The 19,735-nt window shown below is 58.9% G+C and carries 18 protein-coding genes; 13 read left to right on the top strand and 5 right to left on the bottom strand.

All coding sequences use genetic code 11. The annotated features are described in order from the left end of the window. Positions 1–14 precede the first annotated feature (14 nt). The 8 genes from fabF (at position 15) to GWQ27_RS07450 (ending at position 7,262) form a co-directional block, all read left to right on the top strand. The gene (gene fabF / locus GWQ27_RS07485; RefSeq protein WP_219592345.1) at positions 15–1,256 is read left to right on the top strand and encodes a beta-ketoacyl-ACP synthase II; all 1,242 of its coding nucleotides are present in this window, start codon (positions 15–17) and stop codon (positions 1,254–1,256) included. Positions 1,257–1,271: 15 nt separating this feature from the next. Next, complete coding sequence (gene pabC / locus GWQ27_RS07480; RefSeq protein ID WP_275907040.1) at positions 1,272–2,132, top strand: aminodeoxychorismate lyase; 861 nt, start codon at positions 1,272–1,274, stop codon at positions 2,130–2,132. Continuing rightward, complete coding sequence (mltG, locus tag GWQ27_RS07475; RefSeq protein ID WP_021138904.1) at positions 2,122–3,123, top strand: endolytic transglycosylase MltG; 1,002 nt, start codon at positions 2,122–2,124, stop codon at positions 3,121–3,123. Before pabC ends, mltG begins: the two co-directional genes overlap by 11 nt. Next, complete coding sequence (gene tmk, locus GWQ27_RS07470) at positions 3,123–3,764, top strand: dTMP kinase (protein ID WP_275907039.1); 642 nt, start codon at positions 3,123–3,125, stop codon at positions 3,762–3,764. Before mltG ends, tmk begins: the two co-directional genes overlap by 1 nt. After that, complete coding sequence (gene holB, locus GWQ27_RS07465; protein WP_275907038.1) at positions 3,749–4,696, top strand: DNA polymerase III subunit delta'; 948 nt, start codon at positions 3,749–3,751, stop codon at positions 4,694–4,696. Before tmk ends, holB begins: the two co-directional genes overlap by 16 nt. A 25-nt stretch (positions 4,697–4,721) precedes the next feature. Further along, the gene (locus GWQ27_RS07460; protein ID WP_275907037.1) at positions 4,722–5,501 is read left to right on the top strand and encodes a YchF/TatD family DNA exonuclease; all 780 of its coding nucleotides are present in this window, start codon (positions 4,722–4,724) and stop codon (positions 5,499–5,501) included. 290 nt (positions 5,502–5,791) lie between these two features. Further along, positions 5,792–6,820, top strand: a complete 1,029-nt coding sequence (locus GWQ27_RS07455) for a site-specific integrase (protein ID WP_275907036.1) — start codon at positions 5,792–5,794, stop codon at positions 6,818–6,820. Positions 6,821–6,989: 169 nt separating this feature from the next. After that, complete coding sequence (locus GWQ27_RS07450; protein WP_005311516.1) at positions 6,990–7,262, top strand: RepB family protein; 273 nt, start codon at positions 6,990–6,992, stop codon at positions 7,260–7,262. 203 nt (positions 7,263–7,465) lie between these two features. Here the strand turns inward: GWQ27_RS07450 and rsmF are convergent, their stop codons facing one another. From rsmF to GWQ27_RS07430, 4 genes are all read right to left on the bottom strand, one after another. Beyond that, complete coding sequence (gene rsmF, locus GWQ27_RS07445) at positions 7,466–8,896, bottom strand: 16S rRNA (cytosine(1407)-C(5))-methyltransferase RsmF (protein ID WP_275907035.1); 1,431 nt, start codon at positions 8,894–8,896, stop codon at positions 7,466–7,468. A 131-nt stretch (positions 8,897–9,027) separates the two neighbouring features. Further along, complete coding sequence (locus tag GWQ27_RS07440) at positions 9,028–11,580, bottom strand: MlaD family protein (RefSeq protein ID WP_275907034.1); 2,553 nt, start codon at positions 11,578–11,580, stop codon at positions 9,028–9,030. Between the two features lie 101 nt (positions 11,581–11,681). Continuing rightward, complete coding sequence (locus GWQ27_RS07435; RefSeq protein WP_005311518.1) at positions 11,682–12,290, bottom strand: paraquat-inducible protein A; 609 nt, start codon at positions 12,288–12,290, stop codon at positions 11,682–11,684. Next, positions 12,268–12,900: a paraquat-inducible protein A gene (locus tag GWQ27_RS07430; protein WP_005311519.1), complete on the bottom strand. Its 633-nt coding sequence runs from the start codon at positions 12,898–12,900 to the stop codon at positions 12,268–12,270. Before GWQ27_RS07430 ends, GWQ27_RS07435 begins: the two co-directional genes overlap by 23 nt. 147 nt (positions 12,901–13,047) lie before the next feature. On the opposite strand from GWQ27_RS07430, the gene prpB reads away from it, so the two are divergent. The 3 genes from prpB to GWQ27_RS07415 are packed head-to-tail and all read left to right on the top strand — an operon-like array spanning position 13,048 to position 16,530. Further along, on the top strand, positions 13,048–13,935 hold the full coding sequence (prpB, locus tag GWQ27_RS07425) for a methylisocitrate lyase (protein ID WP_111587859.1): 888 nt from the start codon (positions 13,048–13,050) through the stop codon (positions 13,933–13,935). 11 nt (positions 13,936–13,946) lie between these two features. Then, the gene (gene prpC / locus GWQ27_RS07420) at positions 13,947–15,074 is read left to right on the top strand and encodes a 2-methylcitrate synthase (protein WP_275907033.1); all 1,128 of its coding nucleotides are present in this window, start codon (positions 13,947–13,949) and stop codon (positions 15,072–15,074) included. Between the two features lie 10 nt (positions 15,075–15,084). Then, complete coding sequence (locus tag GWQ27_RS07415; RefSeq protein ID WP_275907032.1) at positions 15,085–16,530, top strand: bifunctional 2-methylcitrate dehydratase/aconitate hydratase; 1,446 nt, start codon at positions 15,085–15,087, stop codon at positions 16,528–16,530. Positions 16,531–16,605: 75 nt separating this feature from the next. Here GWQ27_RS07415 and GWQ27_RS07410 read toward each other — a convergent pair whose 3' ends face one another. Next, on the bottom strand, positions 16,606–17,349 hold the full coding sequence (locus tag GWQ27_RS07410) for a hypothetical protein (protein WP_275907031.1): 744 nt from the start codon (positions 17,347–17,349) through the stop codon (positions 16,606–16,608). Positions 17,350–17,578: 229 nt separating this feature from the next. Here GWQ27_RS07410 and GWQ27_RS07405 point away from each other — a divergent pair, with 229 nt between their 5' ends. After that, the gene (locus tag GWQ27_RS07405) at positions 17,579–17,956 is read left to right on the top strand and encodes a polyhydroxyalkanoic acid system family protein (protein ID WP_085941456.1); all 378 of its coding nucleotides are present in this window, start codon (positions 17,579–17,581) and stop codon (positions 17,954–17,956) included. 307 nt (positions 17,957–18,263) lie between these two features. Then, the gene (locus tag GWQ27_RS07400; protein WP_275907030.1) at positions 18,264–19,694 is read left to right on the top strand and encodes a wax ester/triacylglycerol synthase family O-acyltransferase; all 1,431 of its coding nucleotides are present in this window, start codon (positions 18,264–18,266) and stop codon (positions 19,692–19,694) included. Positions 19,695–19,735: the final 41 nt, after the last annotated feature.

The following is a 19,735-nucleotide window of genomic DNA, read 5'->3' as shown; positions in this document are numbered from 1 at the left end:
CGGAGACTACCTCAGTGTCAAAACGCAGAGTCGTGGTGACCGGCTTGGGGATGCTTTCCCCGGTGGGCAACACTGCCGAATCCAGCTGGCAAGCCCTGCTCAACGGGCAGAGCGGCATTTCTCCTATCGAACATTTTGATGCCAGTGAGTTTGCGACCCGTTTCGCAGGCCAGGTCAAAGAGTTTGATCCCGAACAGTACGGTATCAACCGCAAAGAAGCCCGCAAGATGGATCTCTTCATCCAGTACGGTGTGGCGGCGGGGATCCAGGCGCTCGATGATGCGGGTCTGGTTGTCAATGAAGACAATGCAGAGCGGGTCGGCGTGGCCATAGGTTCCGGTATCGGCGGTCTGGGTCTTATCGAACAGAACCATACCAGCCTGATCAACGGTGGCCCGCGCAAACTGAGCCCTTTCTTTGTGCCGTCCACCATCATCAATATGGTGTCCGGTCATCTCTCCATCATGAAGGGACTGCAAGGCCCCAACATAGCGGTGACTACTGCTTGTACCACAGGCACCCATGCCATCGGCATGGCTGGCCGCATGATCGCCTACGGTGATGCGGACGTGATGGTAGCCGGCGGTACCGAAAAGGCTTCTACCCCCATGGGAATGGGCGGTTTTGCTGCGGCCAAGGCACTCTCTACCCGCAACGACGAGCCCCAGAAGGCGAGTCGCCCGTGGGACAAGGATCGCGACGGTTTTGTGCTGGGTGATGGCGCCGGTGTGCTGGTACTGGAAGAGTATGAACACGCCAAGGCCCGTGGCGCAAAGATCTATGCCGAGCTGGTTGGCTTTGGCATGAGTGGCGATGCTTATCATATGACGGCACCTCCCTCTGACGGCAGCGGTGGCGCGCGCGCCATGAAAAATGCCATCAAGGATGCCGGTATCGTTCCCGAGCAGATCGGCTACATCAACGCCCACGGTACCTCTACCCCCTTGGGTGATGTGGCCGAGCTGCGCGGCATGAAGCAGGTGTTCGGCGAGCATGCCAGCGCCCTGATGATCAGCTCCACCAAGTCCATGACCGGCCATTTGCTGGGGGCGGCGGGTGCTATCGAAGCCATCATCACAGTGCTGGCGCTGCGTGATCAGGTGGCACCACCCACCATCAATCTGGACAATCCGGATGACGAGTGCGATCTGGATCTGGTGCCCCACGTAGCCAAACCTGGTCACTTTGAGTATGCCTTGTCCAACTCGTTCGGTTTTGGCGGCACCAATGGCTCACTGATCTTCAAACGCGTATAATTCGCCCCAGGGCGGATGACTCGGGCCCGATACTGCCGGTATCGGGCCTTTTTTATCGGAGGGATCCTTTTGCTTATCAATGGAATGCAGACAGATGCTGTGTCCGCCAGGGATCGTGGGCTGGCCTATGGGGATGGTCATTTCACCACCATGCTGGTCAGAAACGGTCAGGTTGTCTGGTGGCCTGCCCATCTGGCACGGCTGCAGCAGGCCAGCGCCAGACTCGGATTTACCGGGATGGACTGGTCAACCTTGACCCGGGAGGTGGCGCAATTGGCTGCTGGCCAGACGCAGGCTGTCGCCAAGGTGATGCTGACCCGGGGAACGGGCGGGCGCGGTTATGACGGCAGTGCCTGCGAGGCGCCAACCCGTATCGTCTCCCTTGCCGATTACCCGAGCCATTATCAGGGGTGGCAGCAAAACGGCATTCCACTGCTGGTTTGCCAGCAACGGCTCGGCGATGCCCCTATGCTGGCGGGACTCAAGACCCTGAACCGGCTGGAACAGGTCTTGCTGAAAAGCGAACTTGCGACGCGTTCGGGAGTCGAAGGTATAGTCTTGAACAGTCGGGGATTTCTGGTAGAAGGTGTCAGTGCCAATCTGTTTTGGCGCCGTGGCAAGACGGTGTTTACACCGGATCTTTCCCACTGCGGTATTGATGGCATCATGCGGCGCCATGTGATGGCGATGCTAAAACAGATGAGTATTGAACTGCGTGTCGTGGAGGCTCCGCTGGAGTCACTGTGGCAGGCCGAAGAGGTATGGCTGACCAATACCCTGATGGGCATAGTGCCGGTGACCGGCATTGGGGATACTCAGTATCCGAGCCCGGTATTGATCCGCCGTTTACAGGAGCGTTTGGTCATTGAAGTTTAATCGGCTTTACACCCTGCTCGCGGGCGCGGCGCTGACAGTTGCCGTGGCCGGGGGCTATGTATATCACAAGTGGCAGCAGGTGGAGACGCTCACCAACAAGGGGCCGACCCGCCTCTTTACCGTCGAGAAAGGGGCCCATGCTGCGCGCCTGATCGCCGAGCTGGGGGAGGGGGAAACCAGTCCCTGGGCCGTGCGGCTTTGGCTGCGTGGTCACCCCGAGCTGGTTGCCATCAAATCCGGTACCTACGAGATCAAGGAAGGGGCGCCACTTAAAGAGACCCTTTCTCTGTTTGCATCGGGCAAGGAGTTTCACTTCAGCCTCACCTTCGTCGAGGGCTCCCGCTTTGAGGACTGGCTGAAGCAGCTCTCCGGCGCGCCCTATCTGGAGCGGCTGACCGTGGAGCAATCTGAAGCCGACCTGGCTCACGAGCTTGGTATCGACAATGGCAAACTGGAGGGCTGGTTCCTGCCGGAGACTTACGCCTATACCACCCATGCCAGCGACATCTCCATACTGCGTCGCGCTTATCAGGACATGAAAGCCTTCCTGCAACAGAGCTGGGACAAGCGCCAGGCCAATCTGCCCTACAAGACCCCTTATGAAGCGCTGATCATGGCTTCGATTATCGAAAAAGAGACGGGCCAGCCGGACGAGCGGGCGCAGATCGCCTCCGTGTTCGTCAACCGCTTGCGTCTAGGCATGAAGCTGCAGACAGATCCTACCGTCATCTACGGGGTCAAGGATCGTTACGATGGCAATATCCGCCGCAGCGATTTGACGGACGTGAATCCGTACAACACCTATGTGATCGATGGCCTGCCGCCTACGCCCATCGCCATGCCCGGCAAGGCTTCCATCGAAGCGGCCCTCAACCCCAAGTCGACCGACTATCTCTATTTCGTCGCCAAAGGGGGCGGTGCCCACTATTTCTCCAAGACCCTCGATGAACACAATCGGGCGGTTCGCGAATACATATTGAAGAAACCCTAATGTCTAAATTTATCGTGATTGAAGGACTGGAAGGGGCAGGGAAGAGCTCCGCGGTACGTTATGTTACCGATTATCTGCAACGCCACGGCATCGACCAGATCGAATGCACCCGTGAGCCTGGGGGAACCCCGCTGGCCGAGCGGATGCGCGCCATCGTCAAGGAGGTGCACGACGAGCGCCTTACCATCGAAGCCGAGCTGTTGCTGATGTATGCCTCCCGGGTGCAGCTGGTCGAGACCCGGATCAAGCCGGCTCTGGCTGAGGGGCGCTGGGTGGTGGGGGATCGCCACGATCTCTCCTCCCAGGCCTATCAGGGCGGCGGGCGTGGCATCGATGCGGGGCTCATCGGCGCCATCAAGCAGGCGGTGCTCGGTGACTTCAAACCGGATCTCACCCTCTATCTCGATATCGATCCTGCCCTTGGTTTGCAGCGGGCCCGTCATCGTGGCGAGCTGGACAGGATCGAACTGGAGCAGCTCAGCTTCTTCGAGCGCACTCGCAGCCGTTATCTCGAACTGGCCGCCAAGGATGATTCCATCCGGGTGATCGATGCCGGACAAACTCCGGATCAGGTCAAAGCCGCCATCGAGGTCGCACTGGGTCACTACCTGTCGAACGAGCACGTATGTATCCCTGGCTGATCCCGGATTGGCATGCCCTGAGTCAGACGGCCCAGGCTGGTCGGCTGGGCCATGCCTGGTTGCTGCTCGGCGATCCCTGCCTTGGCAAGGAACAGCTTGCAGAACGATTGGCGCGCTTGCACCTCTGCCAGCAGCCGGATCGCGGAGAGCCCTGTGGCCAGTGCCACTCGTGCCAGCTGTTTGACAAGGGACATCACCCGGATCTTGGTACCGTTACAATCGACAGCAAGACCATAGGGGTCGAAGCCATTCGCGAGATCTGCGCTCGCTTGCAGAACTCGGCCCAGCTTGGTCGGGGCAAGGTGGTGATCATCCCGGATGCGGAGCGCATGACGGAGTCCGCTGCCAACGCCTTGCTGAAGACATTGGAAGAGCCGGCCGGCGATAGTCTCTTGCTGCTGATTGCCTCCCAGGTTTCCCGTCTGTTGCCCACTATCCTGAGCCGCTGTCACAAGCACGTCTGCCAGTTGCCGACGGAAGGGGAGACGGTGCGCTGGCTGGCCGAACAGGGTCACCAGGCCACATTGGCTCAGGTGCGGATCTGCCAGGGGGCTCCACTGCGGGTGCTGCGTTACATCGAAGAGCAGCAGGATGGCAAACGCCGGGAGTTGCTGGAGAGTTTCATCTCCCTGTCACTGACCCCGACTCGGGCCACCCATGTCTGCAGCCAGCTGGCGGATGAAACTCAGGTCAGGCTGCACTGGTTGCAGCTGTTTTTGTGCGATGCACTCAAGACTCAGGCCGGCTGTAGTCATCATCAGTTGGCGATGCCGGATCTGGCGGCCCTCAGCCAGCAGCTGGCCGAGGGCAACTCCAGCGAAAAGTTGCTGGAGGCGGAGCAGCAGCTCGTGGCGCTCAAGGCCGCCTGCCAACCTGGCCAGCTCTCCAATTCCACCATTCATCTGATGAACTGGCTCAGCCGCTGGTTATAAATCTGACAAGACGCAAAGGTTCTTTATGTTACTCGTTGATTCCCATTGCCACCTCGATCGCCTCAGCTATGGCAGCAAGCAGACCGACATGGCCGACGTGCTGGCCAAGGCTGCGCAGCAGGACGTGGGATACTTTCTTTGTGTGAGCGTGACTCAGGCACAGTTCCCGACCATGCTGGCGGCGATCGCCCCTTATCCCCAGGTGTTTGCTTCCTGTGGTGTGCATCCGCTCAATCAGGAACCCGGTGTCGATGCCGAGCTGTTGCTGGCGCAGGCCAGCGATGAAAGAGTGGTGGCCATCGGGGAAACCGGTCTCGACTATTTCTATTCGCCGGAGAACAAGGAGGTGCAGCAAGCCTCCTTCCGCGAACACATCCGGGTCGCTCGTGCCTTGAACAAGCCGCTGATCATTCACACCCGTGATGCCCAGCAAGATACCCTGCAGATCATGCGTGAAGAGGGGGCGGACCAGGTGGGCGGTGTGTTGCACTGTTTCACCGAATCCCTGGAGATGGCCCAGGCCGCGATGGAGATGGGTTTTTATATTTCCATTTCCGGCATAGCGACCTTCAAGAATGCATCCGCGCTGCAAGCCGTGGTCAAGGCGTTGCCGCTTGAACGCTTGTTGGTTGAAACAGACTCTCCTTATCTCGCCCCTGTGCCTCATAGGGGGAGGGAGAATGAACCTGCCTTTGTGCGAGATGTTGCCCAGGTTATTGCCGACCTTCGTCAGATGCCGCTGAGCGAGTTGGCAGAGGTGACCAGCCGAAACTTCTTTGAACTGTTCAAGTTGGCAAAAAAATAAACGACTAGGCCCCGGATAAAGGGGCCTCTTTATTTAAAATCATCCGCACAAACTTCCCCTCGTTATCACTGTTCATGCCACTTGTTATCTCTCACGGTTCATTGAATGTCAGCGCGATGACGTCGTTGAAAACTTGCCAATTGCAGATGATGTTGCTGCAGGTGGACATCGAGGTTCAGGGGGTTTAATTAGCGGTTCTATAAGTATCGATAATATTCATTATCGATACTTGATGTATATGAAGGATCCTGTAAGATCCTCCCAAACTCCGCATTGAATCATAGACTTACGTGGCTTACCCAACCGTTTCACCCCCTGTTTATCAGTCATTGCAGACTGTGTTCGATCCTCAGCTCAATAGTCGGGCGAGACGCTTCTTGCGCAGTGCCAAAGCGGATTCCACTCTCAATGCCTATCAGGCCGATACCCGTATTTTCGTATTCTGGTGCCAGCTCCACGGGCTTGACCCGCTGCAAACCACTCATCACGACATCATGAATTTTCTGGCGGATCAGGCCGATGGCATATTGGCGGACTGGGTGTGGCTGGATAAAGAGGAAGGGAAAGGGGAGCTGCGCAACGGTGAACCACGTAAGCCTGCGACCCTGGTCAGGCGACTGGCCGGGATCCGCTACGCCTTCAAGCAGAAAGGCATTCATCCCATGCCGACCGAGCATGCCGAAATCAAGGAGATGATGCGTGGCATAGTGCGTCTTGGTGATAACCGCAAGCGCAAGACGGGGGCGCTGACCCTGCAACCGCTGGCCAGGGTACTCGATGAAATCGACACCTCCAACCTGGCCGGTTTACGGGATCATACCCTGCTGCTGCTGATGTTCAGTGGTGCCTTGCGCCGCTCGGAGGCGGCCAGAATCGAGGTCAGCGATCTCGCTTTTGTGGGGCAGGGGATCAGGCTTCGACTCAAGCCGAGCAAACATCAGCTCCATGAAACCGAGATAGCGCTCATACCCGGCAAGCAGTATTGCCCCGTCTCGGCGCTGCACACCTGGCTTAAAAAAAGCCGGATCGGCGAAGGTGCGCTGTTTCGTCGCATGAACCGCTGGGGTCAGCTTATGTCGGACCCCCTCGGCCCCCAGGGGATAAACCTGATGATCAAGCGGCGCACCGGCCAGGCCATCGATGATCTCCATGTCAGTGGCCACAGCCTGCGGCGGGGATTCATCACCTCGGCCGTCACCGCCGGCAAGCCCATGAACAAGATCATAGAGGTGACTCGCCACAAGGACATGCGTACCCTGCAGGAGTATTTCGACGACGCCCACAAGTTCTCCGATCACGCTCTGGATGGCTTGTTGTGACACTCCGCGTCACTGCATTTTTTATGTTAAATTGTATCTTGTTGATCTGATGATATATTTATCGCGCTTTGCCAAAGTGCCTGATGGGAGGTGAGAGCTTTCTTGTTCAGGCAACAATGCGCCACAGGTTAGAGATAACAAACGTTAAAGCAGAACATTGCAAGGTCATATGAGCCAGGAAATAAACGTGAATGAGCCCCAAGCGGCTGCCCCACACAACAATGCCGAACGACAGCGCCAGCATGTGAAACGCAAGCAGGAAACCCATAGCCGGTTGCAGTGCTGGATAAGCAATCGCCACGCCGAGCGGTTACAGGAATTGGGGATGCACCTTGAAGACAGTCAGGCTTCGCTCATCGAGCAGGCGATCGATCTGCTCTATCAGCATGAGCTGTCATCCCAGCCCCAGGTTGAGAAAGAGATGGCGGATGTGCTTGAGTGAAAGGCAGAAAACAGAACGTCCGGACATAAAAAAAGCCAGGTACGAATTCCTTGTACCTGGCATAGGGGAATTGGCTCCTTGCAGAGCCGTGCGCTAACTGGTGTTCGGATAGCCTTAAGCTTAGACAAGGCTCAAGGCTTTTCAAGATCCGAATAAAAGTTCAACCGAAGTGTGGGTTTTCCAGACTCGATCAGGCGCGGAGTTTATGCACCGAACAGATTGTTGTCGCGCACCAGCTCACGGGGCAGGGCATTCTTGACCCGGCTACCGACCCACTTCCCCATGCCCAGGGTGTGCCCCTGATAACGAACGATCACCTCGCCAGTGCCAGCCTCCTGCTCGGGCCAGACGTCCCGCCCCATCATGAATTCTCGCGCATTGGCACTGTCGAGTTCGACAACCCCTTGTGTCGCCTTGTCACCATAGGCCAGCGCCCACTCATGGGTAAGACGGTAGCCCTTCTTGAAGGTCTCCGCCAGCTTGATGCCGATGCGATCGAAACGCAGCTTGCCCTGCACCTGCCCAAACAGGTGAGGGAAGAGCCAGATCTCGTCATTGCGACCAAACAGCTGACCTTGGGGTACCACACCAAAATTGGCTTCAATCTCGCGCAACATGGGCTCAGCCTCTTTGGCTGGCAGTGGCGAGAAGGGAAACTTGCCGAGTTTGCCCGGCTTGAACATGGTGTTGGGCACTGAGTGATGCTTGCGTATTCTGGCGACGAAAAAGCCTTCACTGTCGAAGATCTGGGGCCAAACGTGCAGATATCCTTCGGGCGTACAGGCCTGCTCCGCATTGGGGAACAGGTCGGCCAGCGAGTCAAGGGTCAGGGCATCGCCGAACTTGTCCAGCAGAGACTGACAGACCGCCTGATTCTCTTGCTCGCTCAAGGTGCAAGTGGAGTAGACCAGCACACCGCCGGGTTTGAGGGCGTGAAACGCGCTCTCCAACAACCCTTGCTGCACAGCAGCAATCTCGTCGATGCTCTCGATACTCCAGTTGCGCAAGGCATCTTCATCTTTGCGCACCGTCCCTTCTCCGGAGCAGGGGGCATCGAGCAAGATGGCATCGAAGGTCTCCGGCAACCACTGGCCAAACACCTTGGCATCGAAGTGAGTCATGCCCACATTGGTGACGCCGCAGCGCTGGATGTTGGCACTCAGCACCTTGAGCCGACTGCTGGAATATTCATTGGCAACCAGCATGCCCTGATTGTTCATCAGCGCTGCTATCTGGGTGGTCTTGGAACCAGGGGCGGCCGCCGCATCCAGCAGCATGCCATCTCGCTTGATCTGATCGCTGGCAAATAGCGCCGTCACCGGCAACATAGAGCTCGCTTCCTGAATATAGAAGAGGCCGCTCAGGTGCTCTGCCGTATTGCCAAGGGGCACGGACTCATCGGCCCGGGTCAACCAGAAACCGGTCTCGCACCAGGGAACGGCATCGAGTTGCCAGCCAAGTGGCTGCATCTGCATCACAAAATCGGAGACAGATATCTTCAGCGTGTTCACCCGGATGCTGCGCCGCAGCGGCCGCCGACAACTGGCTACGAATTCATCCATGGAGAGATGAGCCGGCATGATGGCCGCAATGTGGTGCAAGAAGTGATCGGGAAGATAGGTATTGTCGTGCACGGCGCCGTCTCGTTGACCCAAAATAAGGGGCGATATCCTATCACAAGGCTAGGAATTTTCTTAACAGTGCCGACCGGCAACATAAAAAAGCCCGGCGTCATGGCCGGGCTGGTGTGATAGGAAAGAGACGATCAGGGCAGAATGCGAGGGCTCCACTCCAGCCACTCTTTCTCTGCCTTGCCATGCAAGGGGTAACGATGGCCCGCCTTGACGGTCGGCCCCATCTCCCGCTCTGGGGTATTGAAGGCAATACCGCCCGCCAGCAAGCTCTGCACGGTTTCCACTTCGATGGTGCCCCCGGTCAAACCTATGTCGGCCTTGACGCCGGAGACGTTCCAGAAGCGGGTGTTGACCCGAACCAGGTGGGCATATTCCTGATCCACGCTCACATCGATCAACACTTCGCTGCCATCGCGTGCCAACGCCACGCCTGTGACGCTGCCCACCACCAGTTTGCGAAACAGCAAGGGGCTACCAACACTCAAGCCGCTGACCGACGGGCTCTTGAGGGTCAAGGCCAGCCCAACCGGGCCCGTCTGACTCAAGGGAAAACGGTCCTTGCCGGCCCCCTGGCCTGGCTGAGCCTCCACGAAGGCTCCCTTGATCAGGGTATCGAGGTGAGCTATGCCGCCCAATCCCAGCTTGGCTTGTACCAGGGTAAAGCGGGCACCGGATTGCATAAAGCGCTCCGCATACTGACCATCCAGCTCGGCCTTGAAGATCACCTGACCCAGCGATGGCTCCAGCTCGATTTGCTCAATCTTGCCGATGTCGACACCACGATAGCGGATCGGGCTGCCGACCCCCAGACCCGGATTGTTGTCGGCCACCAGGGATAGGGCGCGCACTTTCGCCCGTGCCTGCTCTTTGCTATCAAACAGTTGATGGCTGCTACGGCCGGTTCCCAGCCGGTCAAACTCGATGGCACCGCGCAGCAGGGTAGCAAGATTGCCCACCTTGACGTGTACGCCATCGACGCGCACCCGGGTATCCAGGGCGGGTTTTTTCCAGAACTGCGGCTGCCGGGAGAGCAGGGGGGCATAAACGCCGTCAATCTCCAGCTCGATCTCCACCCCTTCTTTGGCTGCGCGCAGTTGCTTGACCTTGCCCGCCTCAAGTCCCAGATAGAGCACGGGTGAGCCGATGCCGATACCATCTGCCTGCTCTGCCTTGAGCAACCAGCGCTGAGGCTTGGCATCACGAGTACCGAGCAATGCCAGCTCCTGGCTCGGGTAGAGGCGGTTGATGCGCTCACCGGTGACGGCCTGCACCAGCTTGATACCGCCGCCAATCCAGGCGCTGGCCGGGCTGGTTTCCACCTTGATACCGCTAAGATCGGCATCGATCTGCAGTGGTGACGCCCGATAGAAACGGGCCCGTTTCAGCAAGTGCTGATATTGCGTATTGACCACCAGAGCGACGCTGGCATTGCCGTTTGCATCCAGGCTCAGCTGGTTTATCTGACCAATCTGCAACCCCTTGTACCAGAGCGGAGCCCCTTCATTGAGGCCCGCCAGATCATCGGCCAACAGTGTGAGTCGGGTGCCGCTGACCTGATCCTGGCCGCTCAAGGTGATGGCTTTGACCCTTTCCCCCGCCACATAGTCGAGGCGAATGGCAGGCCCTGCCAGCAGGCGATCAGCGTGCTTGAGACCACTGGCGCCGAGGGAAACTGTCTCCCAGACCAGCCGGCTTTCGCCGGTGATCCGAAATGCTTGTTCCGGGTTGATCAAAGCCGTCACAATCCGGCCCTTGTCGGTCAGGCGAATGGGGTCAATACGGCCAATCTCGATCCCCTCATAGAGGATGGGCATTCCCTCCTTGATGGGCAGATCCCCCGCGGCTATGTCGATCCGTTCACCACGGGCGGCCTCGGCCAGTCCCTTGTAGAGGGTGAAGGTCTGCCCCTTTTGTGGCTCTGGCGATGCTTTGGGAGAGTCAAATGCTATGCCGCCGCTGAGGATGGAGGTGAGGCTGCCCGCCTCCACACTGACGCCGGCCAGACTGAAGGACCCCTTGATGCCGCTGATGTTCCAGAAACGGGTGTCAGCCTTGACGAGATGCTCGAAGCTCGGCTCGATCACCAGATCCAGGATCACGTTCTGGTTGTCCTGGCCCAAGCGGGTATTGATGACGCTGCCCACCTCGATACCACGGAAATAAAGCCTGGCGCCAATCCCGACCGACCCCAGCGAGTCAGCAGTCAGGTGCAACATGCGCCCTTGAGCCTGATAACCCGGGGGAGGGCCGTCCAGTGCATCAAACTCCTCTTCCAGCGGATTGTTGTCCCGGCCGGGCTGCAGGTTGATGTAGTTGCCGGAGACCAGGGTATCGAGGCCGGAAATTTCGGTCAGCGATGCCTTGGGGCTCACCAGCCAGAAGTCAGAGCCTTTGCGGATCAGCGAACGGGCTCGGCTGTCTATCTTGGCCAGTACCGCTATCTTGTGGCCATCTTCAGCCAGCTCCAGATCCTGCACCACCCCTATGGCCACCCCCTGATAGCGCAGCTGGGTCTTGCCTGGCAGAATGCCATTGCCCTGGGCAAAATTGATGCGAATAAGTTGTCCACTGCTCGCAAACTGCTGGTAGATGAACCCGACCGCCAGCAAGAGGGCAATGAAGGGCAACAACCAGACTGGCGATAACCAGCGACGCTTCTCAATGACGGGTTCAGCCCCGATCATACCGACTCCTTAATTGGCTGATGTGAACAGCACTTCAGATACAAACAAGTCATCAACAAGTCACCTTGTCCAAAACAGAAAGGGAGATTATCCAAGGGGTATCAGCGGGCCGCTTTGTCCCACAGCAGCCGGGTATCCAGCATCCTGGCCGACATCATGGTCAGCACCACTACGCAGGCAAACGCCGTGGCGCCGGGGCCCGCCCGCACATTGAGCAGCACGCCGCGATCAACCAACGCCACCATCAGCGAGATGACAAACAAATCCAGCATGGACCAGCGGCCGATAAAATCGATGATGCGATACATGATGAGCTGACGCTTGCGCCGCACCGGCTTGGTGCGCTGCAACTGCCAGCAGATCCAGCCCAGCCCCAAAATCTTGCCCACCGGCACTATGATGCTGGCGGTCAGCACTATGGTGGCGATCCCCGACATCTTGCTGCGATAGAGCATCATGATACCGCTGAAGATGGTATCGGACTGCAATAATCCCTTGTTATAGAAGTGGGTGATGGGCAGCAGATTGGCGGGCAGCAACATGAAGGTGGCCAGTGCCAGCAAGCCCCATGACCAGGCCAGCGAATGGGGGATGCGCAACTGCAACTTGCTGTGGCAGCGGGGGCAAACTGCGCCGGCCTGATGGCGAACCAGCAAACCGCAGCTGTGACAGCGGCAGAGCCCCAGCTCACGGGCGCTGGTCTGGGTCATGTTCCGGCTCCTCCAGTGGCACGCGCTCCCAGTAAGGCGCGGGATCAAACAGGGTCAGCAGAGTCATGTTGAGCAGCATCAGAATACCCAGACTCAACAAGCCGCCTCCCAGGCGCACATCGGCGATATCGATCAGTTTGAACAGCGCGACCAGCAGGCTGACGATGTAGACCTCCAGCATGGCCCAGTGACGAAACACCTCCACCGCTTTCAGGGTCGGGGCCAGTATGTGCCAGCGCTTGGCCAGACCACAGGACAGCAGAAAGATACCGAGCAGCAGGCCCACCGGTGCCAGCACGGCGCACCAGAGCACCAGTCCCGCCACCCAGAATTCGTGTTCGACCATCAGCACCAGGATGCCCTTGAGCAAGTTGGCATCCGAGTTCACCCCGGCCAGACGCAGGTAGATAAGCGGTTCGAAGAAGGCGGAGGGCAGCAGCAGAAAACCTGTGATGGTCAGGGCCATCAACTGGGAGGGGCGAAAAGCGTAGCGTCCATACAGATGCTGATGGCAACGAGGACAGTGAGCGTGGCGTCGCATTGGCAATAACTTGCGTTCGATCAGCAAGTCGCAAGCCGGGCAGACGATCACGGGATTGGGATCCGACATACGATTCAACCTGTTGAAGGAATTGGTGAAATTTACCCTAAAACCCGCGCCCTGTCTTGCCTGGCACCGTTCTGCCACGAAAGTATGATTGACGTTAACGTAAACGTGATATTAGATAGTCAGACCAGACAAATGAAAGGAGTCATGATGTCCAGCCTTACCCCTTCGGCAGGCCTGCTTTTTCGCACCGCCCTTGCCAACGAACGGCCACTGCAGATCGTCGGCACCATCAATGCCTACATGGCCCTGATGGCCGAACGTAGCGGCTTTGCGGCTATCTATCTCTCCGGTGCCGGTGTGGCCAATGCCTCCCATGGCCTGCCGGATCTCGGCATGACCTCCCTCAATGATGTGCTGATCGACGCAGAAAGGATCACCGCAGCGACCAAGGTGCCGCTGCTGGTCGACATCGACACCGGCTGGGGCGGCGCCTTCAATATCGCCCGCACCATTCGCGCCTTCGAACGCGCCGGTGTCGCCGCCGTACACATGGAAGATCAGGTGGCCCAGAAGCGCTGTGGCCACAGGCCCAACAAGGCGGTGGTCTCGCAGGAGGAGATGTGCGATCGCATCAAGGCGGCGGTGGATGCCCGTGAGAACGGGGAGTTCGTCATCATGGCGCGCACCGATGCACTGGCAGTGGAGGGGATTGGCTCTGCGCTGGAGCGCGCCGCCGCTTATGTGGCCGCCGGAGCAGACATGATCTTCGCCGAGGCGGTGACCGAGCTCGGTCAATATGATCGCTTCAAGCAGGCGGCCGGGGTGCCCATCCTCGCCAACATGACAGAGTTCGGCCAGACCGAGTTGTTTGATAAAGAGGCGCTCGCCAAGCATGGGGTCGACATGGTGCTCTATCCCCTGAGTGCCAGCCGGGCGGCCAATCAGGCCGCGCTCAACGTCTATCAGCACATTCGCCAGGATGGCCACCAAAGAGCCGTCGTGGACACAATGCAGACCCGGGAAGCCCTGTATGACTTCCTCGGCTATCACCATTACGAGCAGACACTGGATCGTCTGTTCACATCCAGGGATTAGGAGGCAAGGTTATGGGACAACAGAAGCCATTGGGCGGCGCCGGCCTGCGGGGTCAGAGCGCGGGGGAAACCAGCATTTGCACCGTGGGCAAGAGCGGTACCGGGCTCACCTATCGCGGCTATGACATCAAGGAGCTGGCAGAGGGCGCCCAGTTTGAAGAGGTTGCCTATCTGCTGCTCAAGGGAGCCTTGCCCAGTGAACAACAACTGGTGGACTACAAGCGCGAGCTGCGCCGCCTGCGCACCTTGCCCACCGCCCTGCTGGAGGTGCTTGAGCGCATCCCTGCCACTGCCCATCCCATGGATGTGTTGCGCACTGGTTGTTCCATGCTCGGCGATCTGGAGCCGGAAGATGGCTTCGAGCACGAGCAAGAAGTGGCCGATCGCCTGCTGGCGGCCTTCCCTGGCATACTGCTCTATTGGTACAAGTTCAGCCACGAAGGGCTGCGCATTGCGCTCGACACCGACGAGGAGTGCATCGGTGGCCACTTCCTGGCCCTGCTGCACCAGAAAGCCCCGAGCGAGCTGGCGCGCCGCGTCATGCATGTCTCCCTCATTCTCTATGCGGAGCATGAGTTCAACGCCTCCACCTTCGCAGCCCGGGTCTGTGCCTCCACGCTTTCCGATATGTTCTCCTGCATTACCGCCGCCATCGGTACCCTGCGCGGGCCGCTGCACGGTGGTGCCAACGAGGCCGCCATGGCGATGATCGAGCCCTGGCAGGATGAAGCCCAGGCCCGGCGCGAGCTGCAGGCGAAACTCATCGCCAAGGAGAAGATCATGGGCTTTGGCCACGCCGTCTATCGCACCTCGGATCCCCGCAACGTCATCATCAAGGAGTGGTCGGCCAGGCTGGCCGAGGCGGTGGGAGACTCACGTCTTTATCGCGTTTCCTGCGAGGCGGAGAAGGTGATGTGGGAGGAGAAAGCCTTGTTCCCCAATGCCGATTTCTTCCACGCCAGCGCTTACCACTACATGGGGATCCCGACCAAGCTGTTCACGCCCATCTTTGTCTGCTCACGGGTCACCGGCTGGTGCGCCCACGTGATGGAGCAGCGGGAACACAACAGGATCATTCGCCCGAGCGCCGATTACGTCGGCCCGGCCCCCCGTCATTTCGTCTCTTTGCAACAACGATAAGGAAATCACGATGTCCGCCAACGTCGACGTCAACCACAGACCTTCTCCCGATCAGGTGCTGGTCGATATTGCCGATTATGTCTGCAACCACCCCATTACCAGTCAGGCAGCCCTCGATACCGCCCGCTACTGCCTGATGGATACCCTGGGCTGCGGCCTGCTGGCGCTGCGCTTTCCCGAGTGCACCAAGCATCTGGGGCCCATAGTCCCCGGTACTCTGGTACCTCACGGTGCCCGGGTACCCGGCACCCAGCTCTGCCTCGATCCGGTCAAGGCGGCCTGGGACATTGGCGCCATCATTCGCTGGCTCGATTACAACGACACCTGGCTGGCCGCCGAGTGGGGCCATCCTTCCGATAACCTGGGGGGTATTCTGGCTACCGCCGACTGGTTGTCGCGCACTCGTGTCGCCGAGGGCAAGGCGCCGCTCACCATGGCCGATGTGCTGACCGCCATGGTCAAGGCTCACGAGATCCAGGGCGTGCTGGCGCTGGAGAACTCCTTCAACCGGGTTGGCCTGGATCACGTTGTGCTGGTGAAGGTCGCCAGTACCGCCGTGGTGACCCATATGCTGGGGGGCAATCGCGATCAGGTGATCGATGCCATCTCCCAGGCCTGGGTCGATGGCCAGAGCCTGCGCACCTATCGCCACGCCCCCAACGCGGGGTCGCGCAAGAGCTGGGCGGCTGGGGATGCGACATCCCGCGCCGTGCGACTGGCACTCATCACCATGAGCGGCGAGATGGGCTATCCCGGCGTACTGAGCGCACCCAAGTGGGGTTTCTACGATGTGCTGTTCAAGGGCAACCAGTTCGCCCTGCATCAGGGCTATGGCAGCTATGTGATGGAGAACGTGTTGTTCAAGATCGCCTATCCGGCCGAGTTCCATGCCCAGACCGCCGTCGAGTGCGCCATGAAGTTGCATGAGGAGGTGAAGGGTCGGCTCGACGAGATCGACCGCATCGAGCTCACCACCCATGAATCGGCCATTCGCATCATCAGCAAGGTGGGGGCACTCAACAACCCGGCGGATCGGGATCACTGCCTGCAATACATGGTGGCCGTGCCGCTCATCTTCGGGCGCCTGATAGCCGAGGACTATGAAGATGACGTGGCCGCCGATCCCCGTATCGATGCCCTGCGCGCCAAGATGGTGGTACAGGAAGACAAACGCTACAGCCGCGAATACCTGGAGGCAGACAAGCGCTCCATCGCCAATGCCATCCAGGTCTTCTTCAAGGATGGCAGCCACAGCGCCAAGGTGGAGGTGGAATATCCGGTTGGCCATCGTCGCCGGCGGGAGGAGGGGATCCCCCTGCTGGCGGAAAAATTCCAGCACAATCTGGCGACACGCTTCCCGGCCAAACGGGTGCACGATATTCTCGCCCTCTGCCAGGATGGCAAGCAGCTGGCCAGCATACCGGTCCATGCCTTTATGGATCTGCTGGTGATCTGATCCGCAGGTTTTCCCACCAGAAATAGACGCGGGCCGCAGGGGCCCGCTTCTTATTGGAGCGTCATGCGCCGCCAGTCAGGCCAGCACGCTGGCATCCCCGTCAAACAGCGCTTCCATGATGGCTGTTTCCCGGCTGGCGATGGTTTCCAGAAACTCGTTGGCCCGCCCCATCTGATGGCAGACCCGATAGCCGCGCTCGACAAAAGAGAAAAGCTCGCCAAGCCCCGCCAGATGAGCCGGCCCAGAGACAAGTTTGAGGGTGGTGCCGAGGAAAGGCTTGCGGGCCAACCTGTCAAGCGTCATTCCCAGCTCTGTGACCAGGGTTATCTGATGGGCGCGTCGCTCGGGTTCACCCACTTCCCGATAGGCGAGGGCATACGCCGCTGCCGTCAACCGGCCTATGGCGCCACTGCGACGCAGCGCCACCACCATCAGGTAGTCGAGCTCCTCGGAGAGAGCGTCAAGCTCAATCGCCTGGGCCAGCACCTTGAGGCCCGATTCCGGCAGCAATCGCTCGGCGGTCGGCATGACGCGCATCACGTCCGCATCGCGCCGGGCACAATCCCCGGGGCCATAGAGATCCGTCAGGAAAAATTCGGCGGCCGGGCCGTAGCGTTCGCTCTCCAGCAGATCCCTGTGGGTACGCCCCAAGCGATCTGCCTGCCATTGACGCAATCTGTCTCTGTCTTGCTGATCTTCCGGGTGGTTACGCATCTGCTCGCGCAGGGAGGCGACCCGATTGAGCTGACGATAGAGCCGCCCCAGAGTGCTCTCGTCTTCGGACTGCGGGTCATCGGATAGGCGTGTCTCTTGGGTCATATTCAGCTCTCTGGTGACCTGCAACGAATGGCTTGGCGAACGGATAAAAACAGGGCACATGATAAGTGGATAGTGAGGCGGATAGTAGCGTGCACTACCGCGCCGATACATGCTTCTCCTTGAGTGTAACTCGCGGGCGGGCAGGGGATAAATGCGTGATGCCCTTGCTCAAGCGGCTTTGTTAAGTGAGTCCCAATTATGTTGCAAATGGCTTTCACTTGTTTGATTCATGTGTTTAATATCAATAAATGTTGTCATCGCTCAGAGAGTTAGCATGTTCCTATACGATCCCCTTGTCGGCAGCAGCCTGTCGACCATCCAGGTCAATCGCCAGCACCCCCTGGGGCTGGCCGGTGTGCGGCTCGCCGCCGAAGCCATTGCACAAGACATGAGCGAGGAGTACCAACTCGACTGTGAATGGGAAGATGAGGAAGAGACCCGGTTGCTGTTTCGCGGTGCCGGGGTCAATGGCTTTCTCTGCCTGACCGATACAAACCTGCAACTGGAGGTGCGCCTCGGCCTGATGCTGCTGCCGGTACGCAGCGTGCTGGAGCAGGAGATCCTCGAATATGTCGATAACCGCCTGCCTTGCCCCAGCCAGGGATAAGCCGCACAGGAACATCAACACTCGCTCTGTCTGTCTGTCGCCGAAAATAGATGTCAGACAGCACGCCTGTATATTAACTGAACGACATGACGACCTCCGAATAACAAATAGACCAGAGGCAAGACGAGCGGAACAATTATTTTTTTACGATGTCATGTTCACGTCGCCACGTTTCATTCTGCCCAGGCAGAAATAATTAATCGAAGCGTATTGGCACCAACATATACGACTCCTGTTTGTTCGCCATCGATATTGCAGTCTTCATGGGAAGATGGCGGACAAATAAGCGAAATGGTAGGGAAAAACCATGTCACCGTGTGAACTTATCTCCTGTGTCGATACCGCCTGGCTGCGGATGGACAGACCCAACAATTTGATGCAAATCGTCGGTGTGCTGATGTTTGACGGTCTGCTCGACGAGGCCCAGCTGCGTACCAGTCTCGAGTACACCATACGGGTACAGCCCAGATTTCACCAAAAGGCCAGCCTGGAGGGGGGTGAGTACTACTGGCGTGACGATCCCGATTTCGATCTCGATTTGCACCTCAAGCGGGTGATCCTGCCGGGCAAAGCTGGCAAGGCCGAGCTGGAGCGGCTGGTGGCCGACTTTGCCTCCACCCCGCTCAACCATCAGCGCCCCCTGTGGGAGATGCACCTGGTGGATACCTCCCTCGGTGGTCAGGCGCTGGTGGTTCGCTTTCATCATGCCATGGGAGATGGATTCTCCCTGGTGCGCGCTCTGCTCACCATGATGGATGAGAGCCCGGTGTCCGCGCCGCGCCCGCAACCCGAGCCCCTGGCCAGCGACCATGATGACGACCACGACGCTCATCAGGGCAGTCGCCTGCTGCGAGCCGGTCTCAAGCTGACCGGCACCCTCTGGTCCAAGTATGTCGAAGTACTGACCCATCCCACCAAGGCGATGGACTACCTCAAGATAAGCCGGGATGTGACCGCCGAGCTCTACACCATCGCCACCCTCTCCGACGATGCCAGGACACGGCTGAAAGGGGAGACTGGCAGCACCAAGCGGGTGGCCTGGTCTGAACAGATACCGCTACCGGATGTGAAGGCGGTAGGACGGGTGCTCGGCTGTTCGGTCAACGATCTGCTGATTGCCGCCACAGCAGGAGCGCTTCGCCACTATCTGATTGAGAAAGGGGATGACGCCGATGGCGTCGCAATACGGGCCCTGGTGCCGGTCAACATGCGCGCCCCCGACGACAACGGTGCCCTTGGCAACCGGTTCGGGCTGGTGGCCCTGGACTTGCCTCTGGATATCGAACACCCGCTGCAACGGCTGCATGCGGTGCGAGAGCGGATGCAGGCGCTCAAGTCCTCCCTGCAACCAGCCGTGGTGCTGAACCTGCTGGAGGTAATGGGCATGGCCCCCAAGGCCTTGCAACAGCAGACCATCGATATTCTCTCGGCCAAGGCCAGCGCCGTCATCACCAATGTGCCCGGTCCCCAGCAGACCCTCTATCTGGCCGGTGCCCGTCTGCGCCAGCCCCTGTTCTGGGTGCCCCAGGCGGGTGACATAGGTGTCGGTGTCTCCATCCTCTCCTATGACAACAAGGTGCAACTTGGCCTCATCACCGACAAGAAGCGGGTGCCGGATCCCGACCTTATCGTCGACCGCTTTGCCGTGGAGTTTGAACAACTGCTGTTGCTGGTGCTGATGGAACCGGATCTGGTCTATGACCCTGAGGTACTCGAGCAACTGCTGCAAGGAGGCTAAGCGTACCGAAAAACAAAGAGGCCAACCCTTGGGTTGGCCTC

This window comes from Aeromonas sp. 5HA1 (assembly GCF_029237245.1).
GTDB classification, from domain to species: domain Bacteria; phylum Pseudomonadota; class Gammaproteobacteria; order Enterobacterales; family Aeromonadaceae; genus Aeromonas; species Aeromonas salmonicida.
The sequence above is the reverse complement of the archived record's forward strand: the minus strand, read 5'-3'. Positions and strand labels throughout refer to the sequence as shown.

Coding starts and splice junctions, on each gene's coding strand:
- GWQ27_RS07460 (WP_275907037.1), top strand. CDS start 4,722: ATGTTACTCGTTGATTCCCATTGCCACCTCGATCGCCTCAGCTATGGC.
- GWQ27_RS07415 (WP_275907032.1), top strand. CDS start 15,085: ATGTCCGCCAACGTCGACGTCAACCACAGACCTTCTCCCGATCAGGTG.
- GWQ27_RS07410 (WP_275907031.1), bottom strand. CDS start 17,349: ATGACCCAAGAGACACGCCTATCCGATGACCCGCAGTCCGAAGACGAG.
- holB (WP_275907038.1), top strand. CDS start 3,749: ATGTATCCCTGGCTGATCCCGGATTGGCATGCCCTGAGTCAGACGGCC.
- GWQ27_RS07430 (WP_005311519.1), bottom strand. CDS start 12,900: ATGTCGGATCCCAATCCCGTGATCGTCTGCCCGGCTTGCGACTTGCTG.
- prpC (WP_275907033.1), top strand. CDS start 13,947: ATGGGACAACAGAAGCCATTGGGCGGCGCCGGCCTGCGGGGTCAGAGC.
- GWQ27_RS07450 (WP_005311516.1), top strand. CDS start 6,990: ATGAGCCAGGAAATAAACGTGAATGAGCCCCAAGCGGCTGCCCCACAC.
- tmk (WP_275907039.1), top strand. CDS start 3,123: ATGTCTAAATTTATCGTGATTGAAGGACTGGAAGGGGCAGGGAAGAGC.
- GWQ27_RS07435 (WP_005311518.1), bottom strand. CDS start 12,290: ATGACCCAGACCAGCGCCCGTGAGCTGGGGCTCTGCCGCTGTCACAGC.
- prpB (WP_111587859.1), top strand. CDS start 13,048: ATGTCCAGCCTTACCCCTTCGGCAGGCCTGCTTTTTCGCACCGCCCTT.
- GWQ27_RS07405 (WP_085941456.1), top strand. CDS start 17,579: ATGTGTTTAATATCAATAAATGTTGTCATCGCTCAGAGAGTTAGCATG.
- pabC (WP_275907040.1), top strand. CDS start 1,272: ATGACTCGGGCCCGATACTGCCGGTATCGGGCCTTTTTTATCGGAGGG.
- GWQ27_RS07440 (WP_275907034.1), bottom strand. CDS start 11,580: ATGATCGGGGCTGAACCCGTCATTGAGAAGCGTCGCTGGTTATCGCCA.
- GWQ27_RS07400 (WP_275907030.1), top strand. CDS start 18,264: ATGTCACCGTGTGAACTTATCTCCTGTGTCGATACCGCCTGGCTGCGG.